Source organism: Geobacillus sp. Sah69 (assembly GCF_001414205.1).
Taxonomy (GTDB): domain Bacteria; phylum Bacillota; class Bacilli; order Bacillales; family Anoxybacillaceae; genus Geobacillus; species Geobacillus stearothermophilus.
On sequence record NZ_LLKS01000032.1, the window covers coordinates 1 to 25,515 of the forward strand.

At 52.5% G+C, this 25,515-nt stretch carries 29 protein-coding genes and 3 pseudogenes; 22 read left to right on the forward strand and 10 right to left on the reverse strand.

Features of this window, described 5'->3' with window-relative positions; genetic code table 11:
- Positions 1–323: pseudogene (locus AP057_RS06440) on the reverse strand (RNA-guided endonuclease TnpB family protein); the annotation flags it as partial.
- Positions 324–612: 289 nt separating this feature from the next.
- On the opposite strand from AP057_RS06440, the gene yhaM reads away from it, so the two are divergent.
- From yhaM to AP057_RS06465, 5 genes are all read left to right on the forward strand, one after another.
- Positions 613–1,590 (forward strand): 3'-5' exoribonuclease YhaM, encoded by a 978-nt coding sequence (gene yhaM / locus AP057_RS06445; RefSeq protein WP_055358330.1) that lies wholly within the window; start codon positions 613–615, stop codon positions 1,588–1,590.
- 26 nt (positions 1,591–1,616) lie between these two features.
- Positions 1,617–1,745 carry a hypothetical protein gene (locus tag AP057_RS06450; RefSeq protein ID WP_033013844.1) on the forward strand — a complete coding sequence of 43 codons (129 nt, stop codon included), beginning with the start codon at positions 1,617–1,619 and terminating at the stop codon, positions 1,743–1,745.
- Between the two features lie 107 nt (positions 1,746–1,852).
- Positions 1,853–2,041, forward strand: a complete 189-nt coding sequence (locus tag AP057_RS06455) for a sporulation YhaL family protein (protein ID WP_033011581.1) — start codon at positions 1,853–1,855, stop codon at positions 2,039–2,041.
- Positions 2,042–2,164: 123 nt separating this feature from the next.
- On the forward strand, positions 2,165–3,247 hold the full coding sequence (gene serC / locus AP057_RS06460) for a 3-phosphoserine/phosphohydroxythreonine transaminase (protein WP_055358331.1): 1,083 nt from the start codon (positions 2,165–2,167) through the stop codon (positions 3,245–3,247).
- A 93-nt stretch (positions 3,248–3,340) separates the two neighbouring features.
- Entirely contained in the window at positions 3,341–3,865 is a 525-nt protein-coding gene (locus AP057_RS06465) for a tryptophan transporter (RefSeq protein WP_055358332.1), read from the forward strand.
- A 111-nt stretch (positions 3,866–3,976) separates the two neighbouring features.
- Here AP057_RS06465 and AP057_RS06470 read toward each other — a convergent pair whose 3' ends face one another.
- A complete protein-coding gene (locus tag AP057_RS06470) occupies positions 3,977–4,165 on the reverse strand; it encodes a hypothetical protein (RefSeq protein WP_044746248.1) in 189 nt (62 codons plus the stop codon).
- Positions 4,166–4,320: 155 nt separating this feature from the next.
- Between AP057_RS06470 and AP057_RS06475 the strand changes: the two genes are divergently transcribed.
- On the forward strand, positions 4,321–4,926 hold the full coding sequence (locus AP057_RS06475; protein ID WP_200910058.1) for an HTH-type transcriptional regulator Hpr: 606 nt from the start codon (positions 4,321–4,323) through the stop codon (positions 4,924–4,926).
- Here the strand turns inward: AP057_RS06475 and AP057_RS06480 are convergent.
- Entirely contained in the window at positions 4,919–5,260 is a 342-nt protein-coding gene (locus tag AP057_RS06480) for a YhaI family protein (protein ID WP_055358334.1), read from the reverse strand. The two genes, AP057_RS06475 and AP057_RS06480, sit on opposite strands and share 8 nt — an antisense overlap.
- 194 nt (positions 5,261–5,454) lie before the next feature.
- On the opposite strand from AP057_RS06480, the gene AP057_RS06485 reads away from it, so the two are divergent.
- Positions 5,455–5,634 (forward strand): hypothetical protein, encoded by a 180-nt coding sequence (locus AP057_RS06485; protein ID WP_033013838.1) that lies wholly within the window; start codon positions 5,455–5,457, stop codon positions 5,632–5,634.
- A 75-nt stretch (positions 5,635–5,709) separates the two neighbouring features.
- Here AP057_RS06485 and AP057_RS16140 read toward each other — a convergent pair whose 3' ends face one another.
- Complete coding sequence (locus AP057_RS16140) at positions 5,710–5,799, reverse strand: YjcZ family sporulation protein (RefSeq protein WP_101878870.1); 90 nt, start codon at positions 5,797–5,799, stop codon at positions 5,710–5,712.
- A 254-nt stretch (positions 5,800–6,053) separates the two neighbouring features.
- Here AP057_RS16140 and AP057_RS06490 point away from each other — a divergent pair, with 254 nt between their 5' ends.
- A complete protein-coding gene (locus AP057_RS06490) occupies positions 6,054–6,899 on the forward strand; it encodes a peptidylprolyl isomerase (protein ID WP_055358335.1) in 846 nt (281 codons plus the stop codon).
- A gap of 77 nt (positions 6,900–6,976) precedes the next feature.
- On the opposite strand, the gene AP057_RS06495 is transcribed toward AP057_RS06490, so the two are convergent.
- Complete coding sequence (locus AP057_RS06495; RefSeq protein WP_055358336.1) at positions 6,977–7,399, reverse strand: HIT family protein; 423 nt, start codon at positions 7,397–7,399, stop codon at positions 6,977–6,979.
- A 477-nt stretch (positions 7,400–7,876) separates the two neighbouring features.
- Here AP057_RS06495 and AP057_RS06500 point away from each other — a divergent pair, with 477 nt between their 5' ends.
- From AP057_RS06500 to AP057_RS06530, 7 genes and pseudogenes are all read left to right on the forward strand, one after another.
- On the forward strand, positions 7,877–8,614 hold the full coding sequence (locus AP057_RS06500; RefSeq protein ID WP_055358337.1) for an ABC transporter ATP-binding protein: 738 nt from the start codon (positions 7,877–7,879) through the stop codon (positions 8,612–8,614).
- Entirely contained in the window at positions 8,611–9,825 is a 1,215-nt protein-coding gene (locus AP057_RS06505) for an ABC transporter permease (RefSeq protein ID WP_055358338.1), read from the forward strand. The genes AP057_RS06500 and AP057_RS06505 overlap by 4 nt, the downstream gene beginning before the upstream one ends.
- 202 nt (positions 9,826–10,027) lie before the next feature.
- Positions 10,028–11,428, forward strand: a complete 1,401-nt coding sequence (locus AP057_RS06510) for a hypothetical protein (RefSeq protein WP_055358339.1) — start codon at positions 10,028–10,030, stop codon at positions 11,426–11,428.
- 189 nt (positions 11,429–11,617) lie between these two features.
- A complete protein-coding gene (gene hemE / locus AP057_RS06515; protein WP_055358340.1) occupies positions 11,618–12,655 on the forward strand; it encodes a uroporphyrinogen decarboxylase in 1,038 nt (345 codons plus the stop codon).
- A gap of 15 nt (positions 12,656–12,670) precedes the next feature.
- Positions 12,671–13,618 carry a ferrochelatase gene (gene hemH, locus AP057_RS06520; protein WP_055358341.1) on the forward strand — a complete coding sequence of 316 codons (948 nt, stop codon included), beginning with the start codon at positions 12,671–12,673 and terminating at the stop codon, positions 13,616–13,618.
- A complete protein-coding gene (gene hemY / locus AP057_RS06525; protein WP_055358342.1) occupies positions 13,611–15,014 on the forward strand; it encodes a protoporphyrinogen oxidase in 1,404 nt (467 codons plus the stop codon). The genes hemH and hemY overlap by 8 nt, the downstream gene beginning before the upstream one ends.
- A 226-nt stretch (positions 15,015–15,240) precedes the next feature.
- Positions 15,241–15,384 (forward strand): annotated as a pseudogene (locus AP057_RS06530) (TetR/AcrR family transcriptional regulator); the annotation flags it as partial.
- A gap of 189 nt (positions 15,385–15,573) precedes the next feature.
- On the opposite strand, the gene yhfH reads toward AP057_RS06530, so the two are convergent.
- Positions 15,574–15,711 carry a protein YhfH gene (gene yhfH, locus AP057_RS16145; protein WP_064502499.1) on the reverse strand — a complete coding sequence of 46 codons (138 nt, stop codon included), beginning with the start codon at positions 15,709–15,711 and terminating at the stop codon, positions 15,574–15,576.
- Between the two features lie 150 nt (positions 15,712–15,861).
- Here yhfH and AP057_RS06535 point away from each other — a divergent pair, with 150 nt between their 5' ends.
- The 3 genes and pseudogenes from AP057_RS06535 to AP057_RS06550 all read left to right on the forward strand — a co-directional run bounded on the left by AP057_RS06535 (position 15,862) and on the right by AP057_RS06550 (position 18,334).
- Positions 15,862–16,596 carry an MBL fold metallo-hydrolase gene (locus tag AP057_RS06535; protein ID WP_033013828.1) on the forward strand — a complete coding sequence of 245 codons (735 nt, stop codon included), beginning with the start codon at positions 15,862–15,864 and terminating at the stop codon, positions 16,594–16,596.
- Between the two features lie 134 nt (positions 16,597–16,730).
- Positions 16,731–17,517, forward strand: a pseudogene (locus AP057_RS06545) (AMP-binding protein); the annotation flags it as partial.
- A 19-nt stretch (positions 17,518–17,536) separates the two neighbouring features.
- Positions 17,537–18,334, forward strand: a complete 798-nt coding sequence (locus AP057_RS06550) for an ABC transporter ATP-binding protein (RefSeq protein WP_033013827.1) — start codon at positions 17,537–17,539, stop codon at positions 18,332–18,334.
- A gap of 57 nt (positions 18,335–18,391) precedes the next feature.
- Here AP057_RS06550 and dat read toward each other — a convergent pair whose 3' ends face one another.
- Together dat and AP057_RS06560 are read right to left on the reverse strand one after the other, a co-directional pair.
- Complete coding sequence (gene dat / locus AP057_RS06555; protein ID WP_033013826.1) at positions 18,392–19,252, reverse strand: D-amino-acid transaminase; 861 nt, start codon at positions 19,250–19,252, stop codon at positions 18,392–18,394.
- A 249-nt stretch (positions 19,253–19,501) separates the two neighbouring features.
- Positions 19,502–20,638, reverse strand: a complete 1,137-nt coding sequence (locus AP057_RS06560) for an IS110-like element ISGka2 family transposase (RefSeq protein WP_011229840.1) — start codon at positions 20,636–20,638, stop codon at positions 19,502–19,504.
- Between the two features lie 410 nt (positions 20,639–21,048).
- Here AP057_RS06560 and AP057_RS06565 point away from each other — a divergent pair, with 410 nt between their 5' ends.
- Positions 21,049–22,152 (forward strand): histidine kinase N-terminal domain-containing protein, encoded by a 1,104-nt coding sequence (locus tag AP057_RS06565; RefSeq protein ID WP_053532313.1) that lies wholly within the window; start codon positions 21,049–21,051, stop codon positions 22,150–22,152.
- A 46-nt stretch (positions 22,153–22,198) separates the two neighbouring features.
- Positions 22,199–22,552 carry a hypothetical protein gene (locus tag AP057_RS06570; protein WP_033006776.1) on the forward strand — a complete coding sequence of 118 codons (354 nt, stop codon included), beginning with the start codon at positions 22,199–22,201 and terminating at the stop codon, positions 22,550–22,552.
- Positions 22,553–22,571: 19 nt separating this feature from the next.
- Here the strand turns inward: AP057_RS06570 and AP057_RS17430 are convergent, their stop codons facing one another.
- Positions 22,572–22,712 carry a hypothetical protein gene (locus AP057_RS17430; RefSeq protein WP_015374705.1) on the reverse strand — a complete coding sequence of 47 codons (141 nt, stop codon included), beginning with the start codon at positions 22,710–22,712 and terminating at the stop codon, positions 22,572–22,574.
- 219 nt (positions 22,713–22,931) lie between these two features.
- Between AP057_RS17430 and AP057_RS06575 the strand changes: the two genes are divergently transcribed.
- Both AP057_RS06575 and AP057_RS06580 read left to right on the forward strand, forming a co-directional pair.
- Positions 22,932–23,222: a spore coat protein gene (locus AP057_RS06575; RefSeq protein ID WP_055358345.1), complete on the forward strand. Its 291-nt coding sequence runs from the start codon at positions 22,932–22,934 to the stop codon at positions 23,220–23,222.
- A gap of 93 nt (positions 23,223–23,315) precedes the next feature.
- Complete coding sequence (locus AP057_RS06580; protein WP_055358346.1) at positions 23,316–24,677, forward strand: S8 family peptidase; 1,362 nt, start codon at positions 23,316–23,318, stop codon at positions 24,675–24,677.
- Positions 24,678–24,854: 177 nt separating this feature from the next.
- Here the strand turns inward: AP057_RS06580 and AP057_RS06585 are convergent, their stop codons facing one another.
- Complete coding sequence (locus AP057_RS06585) at positions 24,855–25,430, reverse strand: YitT family protein (protein ID WP_055358347.1); 576 nt, start codon at positions 25,428–25,430, stop codon at positions 24,855–24,857.
- Positions 25,431–25,515 lie beyond the last annotated feature (85 nt).

Here is a 25,515-nt window from a genome sequence, read left to right on the forward strand (position 1 = left end):
TATTTTTGAATACTGATAGCCTTGTAGTCATATTTTCCTTGTTTGGCAAGACTGATCAAACCAAAGAAAGATTTAAAGGCTTCATTGACCTTTTTTAAAATTTGCTGTGCCATGTTGCTGTTTAACAGCTTATAGTTTTCGTTAGTTTTGGCAAGATGATMRTTTTTCTCATAATTAAGAAATTCCTTGTGTTCAAAATAGTATTGTCTGACATTGTACAATCCGACGTTGTACATGTTCTTGGCAATATGGCACAGTTCTCGAAGGGTCAAGTATTCTTCTTTGGTCAAACCATTTAGCTGTTGTTTGATACAAAAATACATTTTTTCACCTCCCATCTAACTATATTATACTATATTTTACTGAATCTATCCTATTTTCAGCAAAATATAGTTAAGGCGATTCATCTCCCACTTACTCCGCTTCGCTTCGTTGAAGTGGGAGTCTTCTCGCCTAATTAAGATAAAACGGGCCATTCAGCTAACAAAAAAATAAACAGTGGACGGGCCGTTTGGGCTAATGTTCCCTTGCCGTTTCGGCAAGGCTTTCTTTTTGCCCTTTGCCCGTTATGATATACTAGAAAGTACGTACAGAGAAACGGAGGAGAACGAAGTGGCGAAAGGCATCATCCATTATGAGGTTGGGGAACAAGTTGATCTCTTTTTGCTCATCAAATCCGCAACGAAAGGCATCGCCAGCAATGGCAAGCCGTTCTTAACGTTGATTTTGCAAGATAAAAGCGGCGACATTGAAGCGAAACTGTGGGATGTCTCGCCAGATGATGAAGAGCGGTATGTGCCGGAGTGCATCGTCAAAGTGGCGGGAGACATCCATAACTACCGTGGCAAATTGCAGTTGCGCATCCGTTCGATCCGTCCTGCTCATCCGGGCGATGCGGTGCGCATCGATGACTTTTTGGAGACGGCTCCGCTCGGGCGCGAGGAAATGAAGGCGAAAGTGATGGAATACATATTTGCGATGGAAAATCCAAACATCCAGCGCATTACCCGCTATTTGTTGAAAAAATACGAAAAGGCGTTTTTTGAGTACCCAGCGGCGACGAAAAACCATCATGAATTCATCTCCGGACTGGCGTACCACGTCGTGTCGATGCTCGAGCTCGCCAAGGCGCTCGTCCATCTCTATCCGTCGCTCAATAAAGACTTGCTTTATGCCGGCGTCATTTTGCATGACCTTGGCAAAGTGATGGAATTATCTGGTCCGGTATCGACGGTGTATACGCTGGAAGGAAATTTGCTCGGACACATTTCGATCATGGTGAGCGAGATCAGCAAGGCGGCGGAACAGCTCGGCATTCAAGGTGAGGAAGTCGTCATTTTGCAGCATCTCGTGTTGTCGCATCACGGCAAGGCGGAATGGGGCAGCCCGAAGCCGCCGCTTGTCAAAGAAGCCGAGGTGCTTCATTACATTGACAATTTGGATGCGAAAATTACGATGATCGACCGTGCGCTTGAGAAAGTAAAACCAGGTGAATTCACCGAACGCGTCTTTGCCCTTGACAATCGCTCGTTTTACAAGCCGGTGTTTTTATCTGTTTCAAAGCCAAAAAACGCGGGTAGTAAAGAGTAGGGGGCGGATCAAGGGAGGGATGGATCATGATCGAACCGATCATTGAAATCGTCCCGACATCCCAGCACGAACAGGCGAAAGAAACGTTGAGCGAACTGCGCCGACAGTGGAAGAAAACGAAGAAGAAAACAAAGAAGAAGCGAAACGAAGCATAAGCGTTGTCCCGAGGAAAGAGGCGGTGTCCCCGCCTCTTTCTTCATGCATACAGCTGGCCGTTCACGCGTATAGTGTAGTAAGACAAGCGTACAAGGAGGGGATGGCGATGTTCAGTTTGCCATGGTGGATTTATTTGGTCGTGGCCGGCATTATTTTCAGCGGCTACATGACTGTAAAAACAGCGGCGCGCGAGCGGGAAATCGACGAGGCGTTTATAGAAAAAGAAGGCGAAATTTATATGGAGCGCATCCGTCAAGAACGGGAGCGGCGGAAGCAAGCGAAGTCCTTGCAATAGCCAAGGGCTTTCTTTTTTTGATTTTTGAAAACGCTTTTTTTAAAAAATTCTCTTTCTTTTTTTTTGAATCGTGTTAGGATAGTAATATCAACGGACTACCAGGAGGCAAAGTGAGGGATAACAATGAAACGCGCGTACAACTTCAACGCTGGCCCGTCCGCGCTTCCGCTTCCGGTGCTTGAGCGGGCGCAAAAAGAGCTGCTTAATTTTCAAAACACCGGCATGTCGGTGATGGAATTAAGCCACCGAAGCAAGGAATACGAGGCGGTGCACAATGCGGCGAAAGAGCGGCTCAAGCGACTTCTAAATGTGCCGGACGGGTATGACGTTTTATTTTTGCAAGGCGGGGCGAGCTTGCAGTTTTCGATGGTACCGATGAACCTCCTCACGGAAGGGAAAATCGGCTGTTATGTGCTGACCGGGGCGTGGTCGGAGAAAGCGCTGAAAGAAGCGCAAAAAATCGGTTTGACAACGGTTGTCGCGTCGAGCAAAGAAGCGAACTACACGTATATTCCGCCGCTCGATGATGTGAAATGGCCGAAAAACGCCGCCTATGTCCATATTACGTCCAACAACACGATCTTCGGCACTCAATGGAAGGAATTTCCGGACACGCCGGTTGACCTGGTCGCGGATATGTCGAGCGATATTTTAAGCCGTCCGTTCGATGTCAGTCAATTTGCCCTCATTTACGCCGGGGCGCAGAAAAATCTCGGCCCGTCAGGAGTCACGGTTGTCATTCTCCGCAACGATTTGCTGGAGCGCATTCCGGACGGGCTGCCGACGATGCTGGATTACCGGACGCACCAGAAGAGCAATTCGCTGTACAACACGCCGCCGACGTTTGCGATTTACATGCTGTCGCTCGTGCTCGAATGGGTCGAAGAGCAAGGCGGTGTGGCGGCGATGGAAGAGCGCAACCGGCAAAAGGCGGCCATGCTGTATGAGGCGATTGATGAAAGCGGCGGCTTTTACAAACCGCACGCCGAAAAGGGGAGCCGTTCGCTCATGAACGTCACCTTTACGCTTCCAAATGAGGAGCTGACGAAAACGTTCCTCGCCGAGGCGAAAGAACGCGGGTTTGTCGGGCTCGGCGGGCACCGATCGGTCGGCGGCTGCCGGGCGTCGATTTACAATGCGGTGCCGCTTGAGGCGTGCGAAGCGCTCGCATCGTTTATGAACGATTTTCGCCGCCGCTTTGCCTGAAACTTTCTTCTTCACTTTTGTATTGCAAAGTGATATAATAATAGAAAATTCTCGAGCATGAGAATAGATGAGAATAGATGAGGAGAGATGAGCATGAATGCCAGAACATTAGTATTGATGGCGCTGTTAGTCGGAATCGGAGCCGTGTTGCACGCCGCCATTCCGGGGTTGTTTTTCGGAATGAAGCCGGATATGATGCTGGCGATGATGGTGTTGGCGATTTTGCTGTTTCCAAACGTCAAGGCAGCCGGTCTTGTCGGCGTCGCCACCGGGTTGATTTCCGCCATGACGACGACATTTCCGGGCGGGCAGCTTCCGAATATGATCGACAAAATCATCACGGCCTTCGTCGTCTTTGCCCTGATCTTTGCGGTGAAAAAGTACAGCCAGACCGTGGTCGGGGCGGCGGTGCTGGCGGCTGTCGGCACCGTCATTTCCGGGTCGGTGTTTTTAACCGCGGCGCTCCTTATTGTTGGGTTGCCGGGTGGAACGACCTTTTCTGCGCTGTTTGTCACGATTGTGCTGCCAACCGCGGCGTTAAATGCGGTGGCCATGGCCATTATCTATCCGATTGCGGCGTCCATTTTCCGGCGGATGAACGTCACAGCACACGTGTAAACGGCAAAAACCCGATCATGACTGGTCGGGTTTTTTGCTATCAAACAGGCGGAACGATGCTGGTTTGCAGCTCCTTCCCTGTCTTTATTTATTTGAAAATTCAAACAAATGCTAAGCGTAGCTGAGAAGCCAGGCGGCAAACAGACAAAGCGATGCTATTCCAATATAGCGCAAAGCTTGCTCTTTGAGCAGCGCCTTTGGCGGGTACGCCCGCGCTTTCCATAAAGAAAAGAAAGTGTTTATAAAAAGACAGAAAAATACGAATCCGATTGCGGCAAGCATCCATTGTATATACATCATTGCGTTTTCCCTCCTGTATGCGGCAGTCTCCTTAGGCTTATTACTATGAATATGCAAAAAAATCATAAAAATAAATATTTTTGTCTTTATTCTTTTTTGTTTTATTGATATAATAGGAAATAAAAAATACGGTGAGGGAAAGAGTGGGTGGAACGATGAAGGGGACAGAACAGCATTATTCCGTTAAAGAGGCAATGCTATTTAGCCAACGGATCGCCCAGCTGAGCAAGGCGCTATGGAAATCGATTGAAAAAGACTGGCAGCAATGGATCAAGCCATTCGATTTGAACATTAATGAGCATCATATTTTATGGATTGCTTACCATTTTAAAGGAGTATCGATATCAGAAATTTCCAAATTTGGTGTGATGCACGTTTCGACAGCTTTTAACTTTTCGAAAAAACTGGAAGAAAAAGGACTTCTTTCATTTTCCAAAAGGCAAGACGACAAGCGCAATACGTACATTGAGTTGACCGAAAAAGGCGAAGAAGTGTTGATGAAGCTGATGGAGACGTATGACCCGACGAAAAATGCCGTTTTTAATGGGGTGCTGCCGTTGCGCGAGTTGTACGGAAAGTTTCCGGAAATTTTAGAAATGATGTGCATCGTCCGCAATATTTATGGCGATGATTTCATGGAAATTTTTGAGCGGGCGTTTGAGAACATTAAGGAAGACTTTGTCGAGCAAGACGGCAAGCTCGTCAGGCGGACGGCGAAAGCGACAGAGCAGGAGAAAGAGCTGGCCAGCCAGGCTAATTGACGGTTTGAATGAGCATTTTCAGCTCGGTCATCAGCGGCACAAACAGTTGTTGGGCCAACATGGCGTCAACCGTTTGTTCGAGCGGAAGGTTCGGATGGAGCATCCCGGCAAACTGCACGAGCAGAGGGGTGAAAATCGTCAACCCTTCCGCTTTTTGCCGCTCATATTGCTCGGCGAGCTCTTGGCAAAACGATAGGAATGCGTCGACTTCTTCTTTGGTCAAATCAGCGCGGATCACAAGGGAGTAAAACGGTTTTTTCATTTCATCGACCATTTCCAGCAACAATGACTGGTGAAATTCGAGCTTGGCCACTCGCTTTTCCAACGACTCCATACACCGTGCTCCTTTGGCTGGCATAAAGTGCAACCGTGTTTACGTATATTTTACCGGATTTGTGCGCATTCACCAATAGGGAAAATCGCTTCACCGTATTTTTCGAGAGAAAAAAGATTGATTTCCGGCGGCGGACGAGGTAAAGTTAAAGCCATGGACGGTGTTTGGTGAAGATGAGAAGGAGGGGAAGAGTTTTGGCGCTTTACTTTATCCCTCTGGCAGTGGCGGTTTTATTTTTTCTGAATCAGCTCACTCACTCGTTTTGTGCGCAGCGAGACATCCCGGAGGAGCAGCAGCCGGCGGTTTTCCGGACGATCAACGTACTGATTACGATTTTATTGATTTCTTCTTATTTTGAAGTGTTGTTTACATAACGAGGAGCCGGTGCGGCCGATCGGGAAAGAAGAAGCAAGAGGGTGTTCCCGGTTTCGGGGGACACCCTCTTTTGTTTAGTAGATGACGCAGGCGCAGCCGACAATGATTAGCAAAATAAACAGCACAACAATCAACGCAAAGCCTCCGGAATAAGGTGTGCTCATCGTAACACCCCCTTTCGTAAGAAGAAGCCTGTCGAGCGCTTCATCCTCATCATATGTATGACAAGCGTGCATGTTATGGGCGGATGACTAAAGCGGAAAGAGGTTTTTTTTTCATTGAAAATATGGTATAATTATTGTCGTGGCTGAAGAGGCGAGCATGTTGTTTCTTGGGCGCGCTTGGGCGCCATTCGATCTGCGCCGCTTGAAAGCGTGGGAACATTCAATCGAAAAAAGATGTAGGAGTTGTGAAGCGAATGAAAAAATGGATGATGGCCGCTGCCGTCGTTTCGCTCATGGCTTTGTCGGCCTGCAGCAACGACGGTTCGGAAGCGATTGTGGAAACGAAAAACGGCAATATTACGAAAGACGAATTTTATAATGAGATGAAAGAGCGCGTCGGCAAATCCGTCCTTCGTGATTTGATTGACGAAAAAGTGTTGAGCCAAAAATACAAGGTAACCGATGAAGAGATCGACCGCGAAATCGAACGAATCAAGGAAGCGTATGGAACGCAATATGATTTGGCCGTGCAGCAGAACGGAGAAAAAGTGATCCGCGAAATGGTCAAGCTCGATTTGCTGCGGACGAAAGCAGCCGTTGAAGACATAAAAGTGACGGAGAAAGAGCTGAAGGAGTATTATGACAACTACAAGCCGAAAATTCGTGCCAGCCATATTTTAGTCAAAGATGAAAAAACAGCAAAAGAAGTAAAGGCGAAGCTTGATAAAGGCGAGGATTTCGCCAAGTTGGCCAAAGAATACTCCCAAGATCCAGGTTCGGCGTCCAACGGCGGCGATTTAGGCTGGTTTGGCCCAGGGAAAATGGTCAAGGAGTTTGAAGAAGCCGCCTATAAGCTGAAAGTCGGCGAAGTGAGCGATCCGGTGAAAACGGATTACGGCTACCATATCATTAAAGTGACGGACAAAGAAAAGAAAAAGTCGTTCAACGAAATGAAAGACGAAATTGTGTTTGAAGTCAAACGGAACAAGCTTGATCCTGCGACGATGCAGTCAAAAGTGGACAAATTGGTGAAAGATGCCGGTGTTGAGATCAAAGACAAAGATTTACAAGATGTGATCGAGCAGCAAGGAAAACAGTAAAAAAACGGAAGCAGAACATCCCTGCTTCCGTTTTTTTATTTGTGGGCTTGACCTTTCTGCTGTTCAACAACGGGAGATCAGCCGAGCTGCTCGCGAATGGCGGCCGCGATCGCCTGCAGGTCAGCGGGCGTATAGTCGCTTGCATGCGACTTCCAGACCGCGCCAAACCCATCCCCTTTGCCGTAGCGTGGAATGAGGTGAAGATGGTAATGGAACACCGTCTGCCCCGCTTGCTCGCCATTGTTGTTCAATAAGTTGAGCCCGACGGGGGAAAACGCTTTATTCAGCGCGTTGGCGATTACCGGCACGGCGCGAAACAGACAGCCGGCTGCCTCCGACGTAAGCGTAAAAACGTTTTCTGTATGTACTTTTGGGATGACAAGCGTATGCCCTTTCGTTACTTGGCTGATATCCAAAAAGGCAAGCACATGCTCGTCTTCGTACACTTTCGCCGCCGGCAACTCACCGTTGACGATTTTGCAAAAAATGCAATCACTCATAGGAACGGTCACCCTTTCCTTTCGTTTTCTTCATTTTACCATAAAAAAACCGGGATGTAATCCCGCATGCGGTTACATCCCGGCTGGTGAAAAGGGGAGAGGATGATTCAATCAAATGTGCGTTTGATGAACACCCCATTTGCGACAAAGTCGTTTAGGCGTGAGCGCTTCCTTTGTTCAACGCGACCATCCCCTTTGGACAGGTTCGTTGCTTCTCAGCAACAGACAGATGGCCCTTGTTCATGAACGGTTTACAACGTCTTGCGGCTCACAACGGTGTCTTTGACGAACACCCCATTTCAGATGGATCGTTCATCAGCCTTTGCTTGGTGAATCCCCATCCCCTCTTCGCTATTTATCATGCCCGCAGAGGCAGTGTTTATGCAGGGAGGGGCAACAAACTTTTTTGGTAAAAACCGCTTCTCTTTGATACAATGGGGGCAAAAGCCATTTCGCGGTGGAAGGGGTTAGCGGACGATGGCGCTTTTGCAAGTGGATCATATATCCGGAGGGTATACAGCGCAAAACGTGCTTGAGGATGTGACATTTTCGGTTGAGCGCGGCGAAATAGTGGCCTTGATTGGCTTGAACGGGGCCGGGAAAAGCACGACAATCAAACATATTATCGGTTTGATGGAGCCGCGCCGCGGGACGGTTTCGATCAACGGCTATACGCTCGCGGCCGAGCCGGAGGCGTACCGGAAGCAGTTTGCCTTTATTCCGGAAACGCCGGTGTTGTATGAAGAACTGACATTGGAAGAACACTTGCGTCTAGCGGCGATGGCGTACGGGTTGAGCGAGGAGGAATACGAACGCCGCCTTCCTCCCTTGCTTCGCGAGTTCCGCCTCGAGCGGCGTCTTTCTTCGTTTCCGGCCCATTTTTCCAAGGGGATGAAACAAAAAGTGATGATCGTTTGCGCCTTTTTGCTTGAACCGCCTCTTTATATGATCGACGAGCCGTTTCTTGGCCTTGATCCGCTTGCGATTCATGCGCTGCTCGAGCGGATGAATGAACAAAAGGCGAAGGGAGCCGGCATTTTGTTATCAACCCATATTTTAGCAACAGCCGAGCGGTATTGCGACTCGTTTGTCATTTTGCACCAAGGGCGCGTGAAAGCGAAAGGAACGCTTGATGACATCCGCCGCCAGTCCGGGTTGAAACATGCGACGCTTGATGAGGTGTACATTGAATTAACAAAGGATGATGCGCCATGATGGACGCCGGCAAGCTTTGGCAGGAGCGCTTTCGAGCGGAGGGGAGGCGAAGGCTCCGGTACTTGCGTTACATGTTCAATGACCATTTGCTTGTCGGCCTGTTCATCGTGTTGGGCTGGGCGGCGGTCGTGTATAAACGCTCGATCGAACAGCTCCCCCCCTCATTTCCGTACCCAGCCATCGCTGCGGCGGTGTTTGGTTGGGCGGCGGCGTCAGGCTCGGTGCGCACCTTGTTTCGTGAAGCGGATATGGTGTTTTTGCTGCCGGCCGAGCGCCGGCTGCGTCCATATATTCGCCGGGCGTTTGTTTTCTCTGCAGTGTGGCACTCCTACGGCCTATGTTTGCTTCTTTTGGCGGCCGGACCGCTCCATGTCCGGTTTTCGCCGGTGCCGTGGCCACTCTTTTTGCTAGGCATCGTCTGTTTAAAACTATGGAATTTATGGGCGAGTTGGAAGGGGAATTACATCGCTGAACCGTCGTTTCATCGTTGGAGCGCGCTTGTCCGCTTGGGCGCATCGGCGCTTGTCGTGTACTTTTGGCTGGCGGCGGCGCCGTGGCCGTTTTTCGGAACGGTCGCCGCGTTGATGGCCGCTCTTTCCGTCTGCTTATGGCGGTGGACAGAAGGGAAAACATGGAAGTGGGAGCGGCTCATCGCCGAAGAGCAGCGCGCAGCCCGATTGTTTTACCGGGTGGCCAACTTGTTCACGGACGTTCCGGAATGGCGGGAGACGGCGAAGCGGCGGCGTTGGCTCGACCCGTTGCTGGCCTTTATTCCGTACGGGCCGCGGCACGTCTTTTTCCATTTGTATGTACGCACGTTTTTGCGCGCCGGCGAGTACGCAGGGCTGTATGTGCGGCTAACCGCCATCGGATGCGTCGTGCTCGCGGCGGCCGACCATGAATACATGAGGGCGGCCACGGTGCTTTTGGTGTTGTATGCGACCGCTGTTCAATTGGCGGCGCTTCCTCATCGCCACCGTTATTCGCTATGGACGCGGCTGTACCCGCTGCCGCGGACGGAATCGCCCGCCGCTGCCATGCGGCTGTTCGCCATCTTGCTCATCGCGCAAAATACGTTGTTTCACCTTGTATTGGCTGCTGTCTCCCCCCGTTTTCTTTGGCTTGCCACTTGGGTGGGCGGAAACGCGTGGGGGATCTGGGCGGCCGGGCGCTATGGACGCCCGCGCCGGAGGGCCAACGCCGGCTATTAGCGCTTTTCGAGCCAAGGCCGGCGTCTTTCTTTTTTGAAAGGGGCGACGGAAAGCCCTTAACGTGCTGTTTCTGCTTGATGCTCTCCCAGCGCAGCGCTTCTTTTTTGTTTCACACCTTCTTTCCCGCTTCATATGCTGTAGTACACCAGCCCAGGCGCATGTCCGGCGGGCCGGGCTGGAAGTTGGGGAAAGGGGATTGTGTATGGGTGTAGAGCTTGTGGCGCTGCACTGGATTTACTTGCTGTTTATCATGCTCATCATTGGGTTTATGGTTGCCCGCAAAGATACATCGCTCGTTTGCATTGCTGGGATCTTTTTGTTGGCGGCGGTCGCTACCCATTCACTGAGCGCGGCAGTCAGCGGGGTGTTTAACAGTTTTATTTACGCCATTACCGAATTGCTGCCGCCGATTTTGGTCATCTCAATCATTGTGTCGATGAGCAAAGTGTTGTCGGCGACCGGCATCAATGATGTCATGGTATCGCCGTTTGTCCGCTTGATCCGCACGCCGGCTTGGGCGTATTGGACGATCGGGATTTTGATGATGGTCATCTCCTGGTTTTTCTGGCCGTCTCCAGCCGTTGCCTTAATGGGGGCGGTGCTGTTGCCGGCAGCGGTCCGGGTGGGCTTGCCGGCGTTAGGAGCGGCGATGGCGATGAACTTGTTTGGGCATGGCATCGCGCTTTCTGGCGATTTCATCATTCAAGGGGCGCCGAAACTGACCGCCGATGCAGCCGGCCTGCCGGTTGGCGACGTCATCGCCGCTAGTGTGCCGCTCGTGTTTGTCATGGGGGCGGTCACGACCGTCACCGCGTTTTATTTGCTGCGCCGCGACATGAAGCAAGGACGTTTGGCGGTCGGCGATGCAGAAATCGCTGCTGCCACGGATTCGGCGCTCGAAAAAACGGAAGGACTGCTCGCCGAGACGGCGAAAAAATGGCTGGCGCTGTTGATTCCGGTGTTGTTTGCCCTTGACGTCATCGCGATGTTTTATTTGCGCTTGCAAGGCGGCGAGGCGACAGCCTTAGTCGGCGGAACCGCGATTTTTATTTTGATCCTCATTTCCGTTTTAGCCCACCGGCAAGAGAGCTTTGCTGAAGTGACCAATTACTTTATTGAAGGATTTCAGTTCGGATTTAAAGTGTTCGGTCCTGTCATTCCGATTGCCGCCTTTTTCTATCTTGGCGATGCCGGATTTGTAAAAATTATCGGCGACTACTTGCCGCAGGCGTCACAGGGCATTGTCAACGATTTAGGGGTCGCCTTGGCTCATGCAGTGCCGCTGAACAACGAAATCGGGGCAGTGACGCTCACGATTGTCGGGGCGATTACCGGTCTTGACGGCTCCGGGTTTTCCGGCATCTCGCTCGCTGGTTCGGTCGCCCATTTGTTTACGGTCGCCATTGGCGGCGGGGCGGCCACGTTAACGGCGCTCGGCCAGATCGCTGCCATTTGGGTCGGCGGCGGCACGCTTGTTCCGTGGGCGCTCATCCCGGCCGCGGCCATTTGCGGCGTCGATCCGTTTGAGTTGGCGCGGCGCAACTTGATTCCGGTAGCGGTCGGTCTGGCGGTCACAACCGTTGTCGCCATGTTTCTGATCTGACGAAAAAAGCTGTCCTGTGCGGCCAGGGCAGCTTTTTTGGTATAATGGTCATAGGCTGAAAATCGGTCGATTTTTTGACAGTTTGTTTCCTTCTCTATACATAGAGCGGGGAAACCTGTATAGTGAAAAATAGATAAGCAAAAAATCGGAAACGGACAGCTCGATTGGGGAAAAGAAAGGCGGATGGAGATGACAAGACGGATCAACGATACATTTTTGCGCGCCTGCCGCGGCGAGAAAACGGATTATGTGCCGGTCTGGTACATGCGGCAAGCCGGCCGGTCGCAGCCGGAGTACCGGGCGCTGAAAGAAAAATACTCGCTGTTTGAGATTACGCATGAACCGGAGCTGTGCGCCTATGTCACGAGGCTTCCGGTCGAACAATACGGCGTTGATGCTGCGATTTTATATAAAGACATTATGACGCCGCTGCCGGCGATTGGCGTTGATGTTGAGATTCAGGGCGGCATCGGGCCGGTGATCGCCAATCCGATTCGCTCGCTTCAAGACGTCGAACGGCTCGGGGAGATCGATCCGGAACATGATGTGCCATACGTGCTGGAGACGATCCGGTTGCTTGTCAACGAGCAGCTTGACGTGCCGCTCATCGGGTTTGCTGGTGCGCCGTTTACGTTGGCGAGCTACATGATTGAAGGCGGACCATCAAAAAATTACCATAAAACAAAAGCGTTTATGTATGCGGAACCGAAGGCATGGTTTGCCTTAATGGACAAGCTCGCCGAGATGACGATCCGCTACGTGCGGTCGCAAATTCAGGCCGGGGCGAGCGCGGTGCAGATTTTTGACTCTTGGGTCGGGGCGGTGAATGCGGACGATTACCGGGCGTTTATTAAGCCGGCGATGGCGCGCATTTTTGCCGCTTTGCGCGAGGAAGGCGTGCCGCTCATTATGTTTGGCGTCGGGGCGGGCCATTTGGCGCGCGAGTGGAACGATTTGCCGCTTGACGTCATCGGCCTTGATTGGCGGCTGTCAATTCGGGAGGCGCGCCGCCAAGGCATTGTGAAAGCCATCCAAGGCAACTTGGATCCGGCGGTGTTGCTCGCTCCATGGAATGTGATCGAAGAGCGGGTGAAACGCATTTTGGACGAGGGGATGGAGCAGCCGGGCTATATTTTTAACCTGGGACATGGCATTTTCCCTGATGTGCAGCCGGCGACTTTGAAGCGGCTGACGGCTTTTATCCATGAGTATACTTCAGCAAAGTAAACGAGGTGCAACACAATGAAGAACATTGTCGGACTGCTTGTGATGGCGTACGGCACGCCGTACAAGGAAGACGATATTGAACGGTATTATACGCATATCCGCCACGGGAGGAAGCCACCGCAAGAACAAATCGAGGATTTAAAAGCGCGCTACCGGGCGATCGGCGGCCTGTCGCCGCTTGCGAAAATTACGGAAGAGCAGGCGAAACGGCTCGAGGAGCGGCTGAACGAAGTGCAAGATGAAGTCGAGTTTCGCATGTATTTAGGGCTCAAACATATTGAGCCGTTCATTGAGGATGCCGTCGAGCGCATGCATGATGACCGCATCAAAGAAGCGGTTGGGATCGTCCTAGCCCCTCATTATTCCACATTCAGCATCCGCTCGTACAACGAGAGGGCGAAAGCGGCGGCGGAAAAGCTTGGCGGCCCGGTTATTTATACGATTGACCAGTGGTATGACGAGCCGAAGTTTTTGCAATATTGGTCCGAACGAGTGAGAGCCATTTTTGATGCCATGCCGGAACAAGAGCGGGAACGGGCGGTGTTGATCGTCTCGGCCCATAGTTTGCCGGAAAAAATCATTCAAGCGGGCGACCCGTATCCAGAACAGCTCCAAGACACAGCCGAACGTATTGCCAAACAAGCCGGCGTCTCGCATTACGCCGTCGGCTGGCAAAGCGCCGGCAGCACGCCGGAGCCATGGCTTGGCCCGGACGTGCAAGATTTGACGCGCCAGCTCCATGAAGAGCACGGCTATACGTCGTTCGTTTATGCGCCGGTCGGTTTTGTCGCCGACCATTTGGAAGTGTTGTATGACAACGATATTGAATGCAAGCAAGTAACCGAAGAAATTGGCGCCCGCTATTACCGGCCGGAGATGCCGAATACCGATCCGCTGTTTATTGATGCATTGGCGACGGTCGTGTTAAAGCGGCTCGCAAAAGAAGGCGGTAAGCATGAGTGAAGGAAAACGGACGGTTGTGATTATCGGCGGCGGCATTACGGGTCTCGCGGCCGCCTACTACTTGCAAAAAGCGGCTAAAGAACAGCAACTGCCAGTGACGTGTAAACTTGTCGAGGCGACGCACCGGCTCGGCGGAAAAGTGCAGACGGTCGTTCGTGACGGTTTTGTCATTGAACGGGGGCCGGACTCGTTTTTGGCGCGGAAAACGAGCGCATTCCGCCTTGTGAAAGAAGTCGGGCTCGAACGGGAAATCGTTCATAATGCGAACGGAAAGTCGTACATTTTGGTCAATGGCAAGCTGCACCCGATTCCAGGCGGAGCGGTGATGGGCATCCCGACGCGCATCGCCCCGTTTGTGGCGACCGGGTTGTTTTCGCCGGCCGGCAAGCTGCGGGCGGCGCTCGACTTCGTGCTGCCGCCGGTGAAAACAGCCGGTGATATGCCGCTTGGCCGCTTTTTTCGCCGCCGTTTAGGCGATGAAGTGGTGGACAATTTGATCGAACCGCTGCTGTCTGGCATTTACGCCGGCGACATCGACGAAATGAGCTTAATGGCAACGTTCCCGCAGTTTTTTCAGCTGGAACAAAAATACGGCAGCCTCGTTCGCGGTGCGAAACGGACGACGCCAAAGGAACAGAAGGAGCGAAAAGGGGCATTTCAGACGTTAAAAACCGGCTTGCAGTCGCTCGTCGAAGAGGTGGAAAAGCGGCTTGAGCCAGGCAGCGTCGTCAAAGGGGCGCGCGTCGAGCGGATCGTCCGCGTCGGTTCAGCGTATCAGCTGCGGCTCAGCAATGGTGAAACGTGGGAGGCGGACAGCGTCATTGTTGCGGTGCCGCACCATGTCGTGCCGGATATGTTCGCTGATTATCCGTTTTTCGCCCCGTTTCGGTCCGTGCCGCTGACGTCGGTGGCAACGGTCGCGCTTGCCTTTCCAGAGGAAGCGATCCGTCAAGATATTGACGGCACTGGGTTTGTTGTCTCGCGCCGCAGCGATTACACGCTGACGGCGTGCACGTGGACGCACAAAAAATGGCCGCACACGGCTCCGCCCGGCAAAGCGCTGCTGCGCGGCTATGTCGGACGCCCGGGCGATGAGGAGATCGTCGATCAACCGGATGACGAGATTGTCCGCGTTGTGTTGGATGATTTAAGTAAAGTGATGAAAATTGACGGCCGGCCGGAGTTTGCCGTCATCTCCCGGTGGAAGCGGGCGATGCCGCAATATACAGTCGGGCATCGCGAGCGGCTGGCGAAAATTAAGCAACAGATGGCGGCTGAGTTGCCGGGAGTGTTTTTGGCCGGTAGCTCGTATGAAGGGCTCGGGCTGCCGGATTGCATCGACCAAGGAGAGAAGGCGGTCGGTGATGTGCTTGACTACTTGCGCCAAACGGAATAACACCAGCCGGTCGGGATGTACAGCCGCGCCCATTAGCGGGCCGCCTTGTACCGTTAGGCGGCCCGTGTATTCCGTTGTCCGGCCGCGCTGTTCCCTAGAACAAGGGGTGCCGCCGTTTCGGGAAGCTGAGCGGCGTTTTTAAGGGCTTTACGGGAAAACGGCCGCATAGTATAATGGATACGAATTGACCGAATCGTTCATTTAGTCAAATTAAAGGATGAGGCCAATGGCAAGCGACCGTAAACGGCAAATTATCGAGGCGGCAACTCAATCGTTTGCGGCATTCGGCTACAAGGCGACGACGATGGAACAAATCGCCAAGCTCGCCAATGTCGGCAAGGGAACGATTTATACGTTTTTTTCCGTGAAAATAATGAATCCATGAGCGGTTATTTTCATGCTTGGGTGGCGAGTAAAAGCTTACTCATGGATGTTTTTTGTGTAAAAAAAAACGCCCCCACACGGGGGGCATTAAAGCAAAAAAGGCAGGTTGCATCGGGGAACAGCCTATTGCCGGCGGGGCAGCCGGCATCGTGACGCAAGGGCAGCGTCCGCTCACCTAGTGGCGGTAAGCGGTGCCAAGGCAGTCAGAGCATGTGTTGCCGTAGCACTCGTGCTGCTCGTCGATCGTTTTGCCGCATTGCGAGCACTTTTTCGGTGCTATGTTTTTGAAAAATTCTAACACTTTCATTAACATTGTGATCCCCTCCGTTGTCTTGGTGATTTTATTGTATTATAACACAGATAAAAATGTCAATATGTGTTTTAAAACAAAATCAACAAAGATGAAAAAAAGGCAGCCGTCGTGTATGATGAAGACAAAATGGGTGGAAGGAGAGGAAAGGGAATGAAAGTGACAGTCATCGGCTATTGGGGAGGGTTTCCCGCCGCCAATGAAGCGACATCCGCTTATTTGTTTGAGCATGACGGGTTTCGCATGCTTGTCGACTGCGGAAGCGGGGCGCTCGCCAAGCTGCAAAACTACACGGCTGTAGAAAACTTGGATGCGGTTGTCGTCTCCCACTATCACTATGATCATATCGCCGATATCGGCCCGCTCCAATATGCGCGCCTCATTCATAAAAATGTAGGGGCGGATTTGCCGGTGCTGCCGATTTACGGCCACCAAGAAGATGAGGCGGCCTTCGCTCGCCTGACGCATAGCGGCATTACGGAAGGGATTCCTTATGACCCGGCCAAGGTGCTTGCGGTCGGTCCGTTTTCGCTTTCATTTTTGAAAACAGTCCATCCGGTTCCGTGTTATGCGATGCGCATCACTGCCGGCGGCAACACGGTCGTGTACACGGCTGATTCGAGCTACATGCCGGAATTTACACCGTTTGCAAAAGGAGCTGACTTGCTCATTTGCGAGTGCAATTTTTACGCTGGACAAAACGCGGCGCCGGCCGGCCATATGACGAGCGAGGAAGCGGCGGCCATCGCCGAGGGGGCGGGCGTTGGTGAACTATGGTTGACGCACTTGCCGCACATTGGCAGGCACGAACAGCTCGTTGAAGAAGCGGAGCGGACGTTCCGCGGCGTTATTCGCCTCGCCCGCACCGGCTTAGTGTGGGCGCAGTAGCGAAAAGTAGCGAAAAAAACGGCGAGGGAAGCGCTTTCGATTGTCCTTCGCCGTTCTTTTTTTATAATAAATTATAGTTCGAATTTTTTTACTTGAAAAATGAATGGTCATTCATTTTTAAGGGGGGAGATTGGATGAACTTAACGACACGGTTGGCGCAAATCGCCAAACAACTACCGGACAAAGAAGCGTACGTGTTTATGGGGGAACGATGCACGTATCAACAATTGGACGCCGCGGTGTCGCGGTTTGCCGACGGATTGGCGCAGCTTGGCATTCGCCGGGGGGGATCACATCGCCTTATTGCTTGGCAATTTGCCGTAATTTGTCATCGGCCTGTACGGGGCGCTGCGGCTCGGAGCGACCGTCATCCCGATCAATCCGATTTATACGCCGGAAGAAATTGGGTATATTTTGCTTAATGGCGACGTCAAAGCGGTAATCGGGCTCGATTTGCTCGCTCCGCTCTTTGCCGGGGCGAAGCAGCGCCTGCCTTTGCTGAAGCAGGCCATCGTTTGTGAAACGTCGCAAGGAAAGGAAAAAGGGATTTCGCTGTCCGATGAAATAAAATCGTTTGCAGAAGTGTTGGCTGCCGGCGAAGTCGGTGAACTTGTTGTGCGCAGCCCGAACGTCATGAAAGGGTACTACAAAATGCCGGAAGAAACGGCGGCTGCCTTGCGCGATGGCTGGCTGCACACCGGCGATTTGGCGCGTATGGATGAGGAGGGCTATTTCTACATCGTCGACCGGAAAAAAGAGATGATCATCGTCGGCGGCTACAATGTATATCCGCGTGAGGTCGAGGAAGTGCTGTACAGTCATCCGGGCGTCGTCGAAGCCGCTGTGATCGGCGTGCCGGATCCGGATTACGGCGAGGCGGTGCTAGCGTTTGTACAGAGGAAAAAACGGAAAGCAGCACAGCTTGAGAGGGGAGAGACGGTTGCTGGAGCTAAAACGAATTACAAAAGTATTTAACGAAGGAACTGCTGATGAAAAAGTCGCCTTGCGGGGGATTGATTTAACGCTGGCCCCCGGCGATTTTGTCACGGTCATCGGCAGCAACGGCGCCGGAAAGTCGACGTTGATGAATATCATTTCCGGCCGGCTGTCCCCTGATACGGGTGAAGTGTGGATCAACGGCCGCAACGTCACGGCGCTCAAAGAACATGCCCGCGCCCGCTACATCGGCCGCGTGTTTCAAGATCCGATGGCCGGCACCGCCCCCCATATGACGATTGAGGAAAATTTGGCGCTCGCTTACAACCGAACAAGACGGCGCACGCTGCGTCTTGGTGTAACAAGAGAAAAGCGAAAGTGGTTTCGGGAAACGCTGCAAACGCTCCATTTAGGGCTCGAAGACCGGCTCGCCGCTAAAGTCGGCCTTCTCTCCGGCGGGGAGCGGCAGGCGCTTTCACTGTTGATGGCCACATTCACAAAGCCGGATGTGCTTTTGCTTGATGAACATACCGCCGCCCTCGACCCGGCGCGGGCCGAGCTTGTCACCGAATTGACGAAGGAAATTGTCAGACAGCATCAGTTGACGACGCTGATGGTCACGCACAATATGGAGCAGGCGATTCGCCTTGGCAACCGGCTCATCATGATGGATGGCGGGCAAATTATTTTCACGGCCGCGGGAGAGGAAAAAGAAAAATTGACAGTCGAGCGGCTGTTGGAAGAGTTTCAGCGCATCCGCGGCAGCCGGTTTGCGAGCGACCGCGCTGTACTCGGTTCATAAAACGAAACGAGGTGCCCCAACGTTGCGGGCGCCTCATTTTCGGTGCAATGGAACGGGTCAAGCGGTTGGAAGCGGCTTGGTCGCCTTTTGATAGGCGGCTTGCAGCGCTTTCGTCACGTCCCCCGGTTCGCCGTTTCCGATCAATGTTTCTTCTACTTGGACGATCGGAGTGATCGCCGAGGTGGTGCTCGTCAAAAACAGTTCATCGGCTTCGGCGAGACTGCTGACGGAAAACGCCTTTTCGATGAACGGAATGCCAAGTTCAGCGCAAAATTCCTTCACTTTGGTGCGGACGATGCCGTTTAAAATCCGCTCCGTCGCTGGGTGAGTATAGACGGTTTTGTGTTTGACAAGGAAAATGTTCGATGAACTTCCCTCGGTCACGACGCCGTCGCGGTGGAGAATCGCTTCAAACGCTCCGCGCTCGACGGCTTCTTGTTTTGCAAGTACGTTCGGCAGCAAGTTCAAGCTTTTAATGCAGCAGTACTCCCAGCGGACGTCTTTGGTCAAAATCGCGCGCACGCCGCGCGCCATTTCCTCCGTTTTTCGCGCCATCGGCTGAATGTAGGCGTACAAATTCGGCCGGTTTTCGGCCGGAAATGCATGGCTGCGCGGGAAGCTCCCTCGCGTCACTTGCAAATACAAAATGGCATCTTCTCGCACATCGTTCATGCGGCGCAGCTTCTCGAGCCGCTCAGCCAACTCTTCATGGCTGAACGGAACGGCGAGGCGAATGGCCGCCGCCGAGCGGTATAGGCGGTCTAGATGTTCATGGAGCCAGATGTACGTGCCGCTGTATAGACGAACGACTTCGTAGACGCCGTCGCCAAACTGCAAGCCGCGTTCTTCCATCGGATAGGCAACTTGTTCGGAACGAAGGAGGCCGCGTTCGGTCAAAACATATGCTTTTACGGTCATGGACGTGCACTCCTTTTCTTGTGACAAATCGATCGTCAATCAATTTGATTATATCATAGAGGAAAAAACTGTGATGGATGTTCGGGTTGAGAAACATCGTTCTTTTCCGTGAAAATCCCCACCACTTGGTGAGTGCGGTATACGCTCCTGATCCGTGAGGGTATACTGAAAATGGCCAAAAAAGGCAATAGGAAAGCAGAGGTGCCCGATTTTAGGCATCTCGTATAACCTGTCTGCCTTTTGGCTAGACTAAATAAGTTGTGGTTGGCGGAACGGCTCTTTGCGGGAGATCATGCAAAAGATGATCACCAACATCCGCCGAGCAATGGCGATGAGGGCTTTTTTCTTCCCGCACCGGGCCGCCAACGACCAAAACTTTCGGGACAAGGGATGCGTCTTGGATCGAGCTGCTGACCATGCCGCCTCGCATAACGCCGATCGGAGATGGGGATTGCCTTTTGTCGTGCGCGTGCTCTTTCGCTTTCCGGCGCTTTCATGGTTGCCGGGGGACAATCCAGTCCATGAAGCCGCCCGTTCCGGCGTTTCAAAGACGCTCATGTCGGTTCCCATCTCGGCGATGATGACGGCGGCGGTTTGTTTTTTCACTCCGGGCATGGTCATCAGCAGGTTCACTTCCTCGCGATACGGCTCGAGCAGGCGGTCGATGTGYTGGTCGACTTCTTCGATGAGCCGCTCCAATTCCTCMACGTGTTTCCACAAGAGGCGAAGGAGACGGAGCTCGTGTTCGGTCAAGGTGCCGAGCAGCGAATCGTACACCGCTTGCTTTTTCTTTTTGAGCCTTCCGCGCAGGCATTGATCCAACTCGTCCTTGTCCACGTATCCCTTCTCCAGCAGCCGGGCGAGGATGTCTTTTCCGGAAACGCCGAAGAGATCGGAGAGGACCGAGCCGAGTTTGACATTGGAAGACTCGAGCACTTTTTGAATCCGGTTTTTCTCCGAAGTCAGCTGTCCGACCCACTTTTTGCGGAGGCGGGTAAAATCCCGCAATTCGCGAATATCCGCTGGGGGGACGAAACTTTTTTCAACGAGTCCATGGCGGAGCAGCTTGGCGATCCACTCGGCGTCCGAGACATCGGTTTTTCTTCCCGGGACATTTTTGATCCGCTGCGGATTGGCCARWGTCAAGTCGACATAGCCCTCGAGGAAGGCGAAGACCGGTTTCCAATACACGCCGGTGGATTCCATGGCGACATGGGTAACGCCATGTTCTTCGAGCCACTCAAGCAGGTCGCCAAGTCCTTTCGAGAACGTGGAGAAGGTTTGAATGTCCTTTTGAATGTGTCCATCTTCTTCCCATAGCGCGCAGGCGACGATGGTTTCGGCATGAACATCCAATCCTGCGCAGCGAGGATAGATGACATCCATGATGAAAATCCTCCTTTTCGATGATCGAGTGCGCAAACAGCGAATCCACGGGAGAAATGCGGCAGTTTTCCGTTCGTCGTCACCTTTCCTCCGCATCGGGAAAGGGCGGACAATGGGTGGTGCACCCAGTGGATTCAAACACTTTTCCGTACAGGGTCTAAGCCACCATTAAGCATAACGTCCTGTTGAACTGTTTGCGCCTATTCTTCATTATGGGAAGAAAAGGGGGATTTTCATCCCTGGGTGGAGGGCAAACCATTGCCCATGGATCTTTTCCGTTTTTGTTCAAACCACCCGCCTTTTTCGCGGAAGGAAACTAGTTTTCTCGGATATGCAGCCATTTTCCCTCTGTTCTAGTTCGATGTTCCCAATTATAATAAAAATAAACGACAGAAAGCGAGGTGGCTTTGTTGACATCTGCCGCACAGCAGCTTGTCACCCATTTGGAAACCCATTTGCCGGACTTCCTCGCCTATTGGCTGCAGCACATGAAAATTGCCGACGATGACAAATATATCGACTGTGTCGAACAAAACGGCTTGGCGGTGTTCACCTTGGTCAAAGAGGCGCTGCTGCAGTCGTGGCCCGGCGAGATGGTTGAACGGCTGGCGAACAAAATCGCCAAAGAACGGGCGGAGATGAACACCGGCATCGGCGCCCTTGTTTACAACGTAAACTTGGGACGGCGCCTGATCATCAACCATGCGTTGGCCGCACCGCTGTCCGTCGATGAGCTCGCCCCGCTCATTGACCATATGAACGAGTTGTTTGACCAGTTTTTGTTTCATGCGGTCACCAAATACAATGAGTTAAAAGAAAAGGAGCTGCATGAGAAAAATGCGCTCATTGCCAGATCGCATCAAGACCGGCTGACGCTGCTCGGACAAATGTCATCGAGTTTTGTCCATGAGTTTCGCAATCCGCTTACGGCTATTATTGGTTTTATTCAATTATTGAAGTTTGAGCATCCGCATCTTCCTTATTTAGACATTATCGACCATGAGTTGCAGCAGCTGAAATTTCGCATTTCGCAATTTTTGCATGCCTCACGCAAAGAAATTGTTGAAAGCGAAAAGGAAACGTTTTCGCTTTGCCAGCTGTTGGAGGAAATTATCGAGTTTTTATACGCCTCGATCGTCGACAGCGATGTCGACCTTTCGGTGGCGATCGATGAATCCATACATATATTTGCCTATAAAGATCAGCTGCGCCATGTGCTGGTAAATATTTTGCTCAACTCGATCGAAGCGTTGAAAGAGAGGGAAAAACCGCGGCGGATCAACATCGCCGCCCGTTGCCAAGACGGAAGCATCATCATCGAAATCGCCAACAACGGTCCGTCCATTCCGGCCGACATTGTGGAAACGATTTTCGAGCCGTTTTTTACGACGAAAAAACTCGGAACCGGCATCGGGTTGTACATTTGCAAAAAAGTGATTGAAGACCATGGCGGAGATATCCGCTGTTCATCCGATGAAGACATGACGACGTTTTCCATCCGCCTGCCCGCATAACAAAGGGCGAAAATGGGCATGCTGGATGTAAAAAAGGATGATGTCGATGACACCGTCATGGAAACATTTGCTGGAACAGACGGCAGCCGCCATTCGCGAATGGCTTCAGCGGGAAAACCATTCGTTTGCCGAGCTGGCGGAGCTGATCCGCCATCATCCGGACACCGTCCGGTCCGAGCGCACTTGGCTCGGTTTGACGTACCGCTTTTACTCGCTGACACTGGCGGATGCGGCGCTGAGGATGGAAACAAAAGTCGCCCACAACGGGAACGAGCGCATTTTATCGTTGTCGCTTCACGCTCCGCGGACCAAAGCAGCCGTGTATCGTTCTTATGACGAAGAGAGCGACTTGTCCGATGTCGTCACCACCCCTCCGCTCGCGGAAAAAACCGCACCGTAACCGAACCGGTGCGGTTTTTTTAGCCTTTCATGCCCTGCAGCCATTCTTGGTAACATTCCGGACAAAGCGCTTCCTCGCGTTCTTCATCGTTCGCATGGAACGAGACGTAATGCACGTTGTCGTCGCACTCGCATTGGCAATAGAAACACGTTTCGTTCATCGATTGTCCCTCCTTGTCCGTTAGTGTGGACAATCCGAGGAACGTCATTGCAAGGAAAACATCCCCAAAAGCGATCAGCACGACGTGTGCGACAACAAATAGTCTAATGGCGAGCGACCCGCAGCTGAAATCGCTCATTCAACAAGACATGCAAAAAACAGAGCAGCACATCCGCGACTTGCAAAACTTATTATCGTAACGAACGGAGGAGGGACAACGATGCAGGCAACGATGACGCCGACCGGCGTATTCAATGATCAAATGATCGCCGCCGACTATCTCATTGGGGCGAAAAGCGCGATCAAAGCGTGCGCAATGGCCATTGCCGAAGCAACAACCCCGGAAGTGCGCAATACGCTGAAGCAACATTTAAATGACGCGATTGCGTTTCACGAGCAAATTAGCCAATACATGATCAACAAAGGATACTATCATCCGACCAACGTCCAAGAGCAGCTGCGCGTCGATATGCAAACGGCGCAGCAAGTGTTGCAATCAGCCGGCCGCTGAACGCACAAATGGGATTCGCCCGCTGCAAGGGGAATCCCATTTTTCATGATTTGCCCTCCATTCGCCCATCCTAACAACAAGGAGGTGAACAGCGTGAAACGCCGATACCGAATATGGGCCGCGACCAGCGCGGTTGTTGCTCTACTCGTTGCCGCAGCCGCCTTGGGGCGACCGGCTCTAGAAGAAAACGCCCCGGCTCCACCACGGCTGAAGCCGTTTGACGCCGAGGTCGCACCCACCCATCCAACCGTTGTCGCCTTAGACAGCTTAAGCGCAGGCGAACAGCTGAAACAGCAGTTGAACAAGCACCCGCGCATTCGGGAAATCCTCCATAATCGCCGCGGTGACCAAAGCCATTATTTCGCCAATGAGATCGTCGTCCGCTTTCGGGCATTGCCATCGGAAAGCCGTCTTCAACAAATGGAGGCAGCCATCGCCGGCCAGCTCATCAAGCAGGTCGACCACGTGTTTGTATTCCGTTCGCGCGGGCAAACGTACGAAGAGATGCGCCGCTATTTCCGATCCCTTCCGATGGTTGATTATTGCGAACCGCACTACATTTACATGCAAAATGAGTGGAACAAGCCGGCGCTGATCCCGAACGATTCGTTTTACGCCCGCTACCAATGGAATTTGCCGGCCATTCATACCGAAGCCGGCTGGACGTTGTCGCGCGGCAAACAAACCGTGCCTGTCGCCATCATTGACAGCGGGGTCGATTTGACCCATCCCGATTTAATCCGCCGCCTTGGTCCCGGATACAACGTATTGGCCGACGACCGCTCTCCGAATGACGAAAATGGCCATGGCACCCATGTCGCTGGCATTATCGCCTCACAGCCGAACAACGACGAAGGAGTCGCCGGCATAACATGGTTCAACCCGATCATGGCCGTCAAAGCATTAAATGCGGACGGCTATGGAACGAGCATCGACGTGGCGAAAGGCATCCGCTGGGCGGTCGACCACGGGGCAAAGGTCATCAATTTAAGCCTTGGCAACTACCAACCATCCTCGGTGCTTGAAGAGGCGATCCGCTACGCCGACGCCCATGATGTCGTCCTTGTCGCCGCCTCCGGCAATGACAGCACATCACAGCCGAGCTTTCCGGCCGCGTATCCGGAAGTGATCAGCGTCGGGGCCGTCGACCCGGATCTATCCTACGCTTTGTATTCCAATTATGGCGAGTACATCGATGTGGTGGCGCCCGGGACGAACATTGCCAGCACATTTGCCGGCCATCAGTACGCCGCTCTTTCCGGCACATCCATGGCCGCTCCCCACGTCGCGGCGCTCGCCGCCTTGATTCGTTCCGTCAACCCGCAGCTTTCGAATGATGAAGTGCGCAGCATTATTTTAGAAAGCGCTGATGACTTAGGCGAGAGAGGAAAAGATCCGTATTATGGCTACGGACTTATCAACGTCTATCGTGCCCTCGAGCTGGCGAAACCGTGAACAAGCGCCCGCCTTCCATCTGGAACAGCCTGCATGCCGCCCGTTGCAACGGAATGACGCCATCTCAACGAATCGTTGCAGGCTCGAACGCTCAAGTTCCATAACCGCCTCCCTTTCCGTCTTGATCATGACAGCGGACAGGCGGGGAATGGCCATGAAAAAACGGTGGGGACTGGATTACACCCCCATCGTTTTTTCGTGCGTCAACATCGTTGTCACCGCCCCGACAACCGTGACGACGACAAGCGAATGAACAAAGGGCACGGAGTCGATGATCAAGCTTCCAGCTGAAATGATGCACGCATCAATCACAAAAATAACGATCCCAACGTTCCAGTTCGTCAGCCGCGCGATAAACTGGGCGAGCAAGTCGGTGCCGCCCGTGCTTGTCTCCTCACGCAGCATCAACCCGATGCCTGCACCAACCAAGATTCCGCCGATCATGGCACTCCACAATGGATCGAGCGCCACCACGCCGCGCAACACCGACAATACGTCAATCATCCAAGAGGAAAACAAAAGACCGTGCAAACTGTTGTAAAAAAACGGGCGGTAGTAAAACCAAGCCGCCACGTAAAGCGGAACGCTTAAGACGATCATCATCAATCCGGCTTGCACGTTCCAGACATATTTGGCGATCAATCCGAGCCCGATCATTCCCCCATCAAGCAAATGGTGAGGAACTAAAAAGACGTTGATGCCAACGCCAAGCAACAGGCTGCCGACGATCACCGCCGCCATTTTTTTGATCATCATGACTCCCCTCCGCCACCGGCTGATTGCAACGAACGAACGCACCTCCGTATATGTATATGGCGCTTGTCAGCAGAGCTTGTCT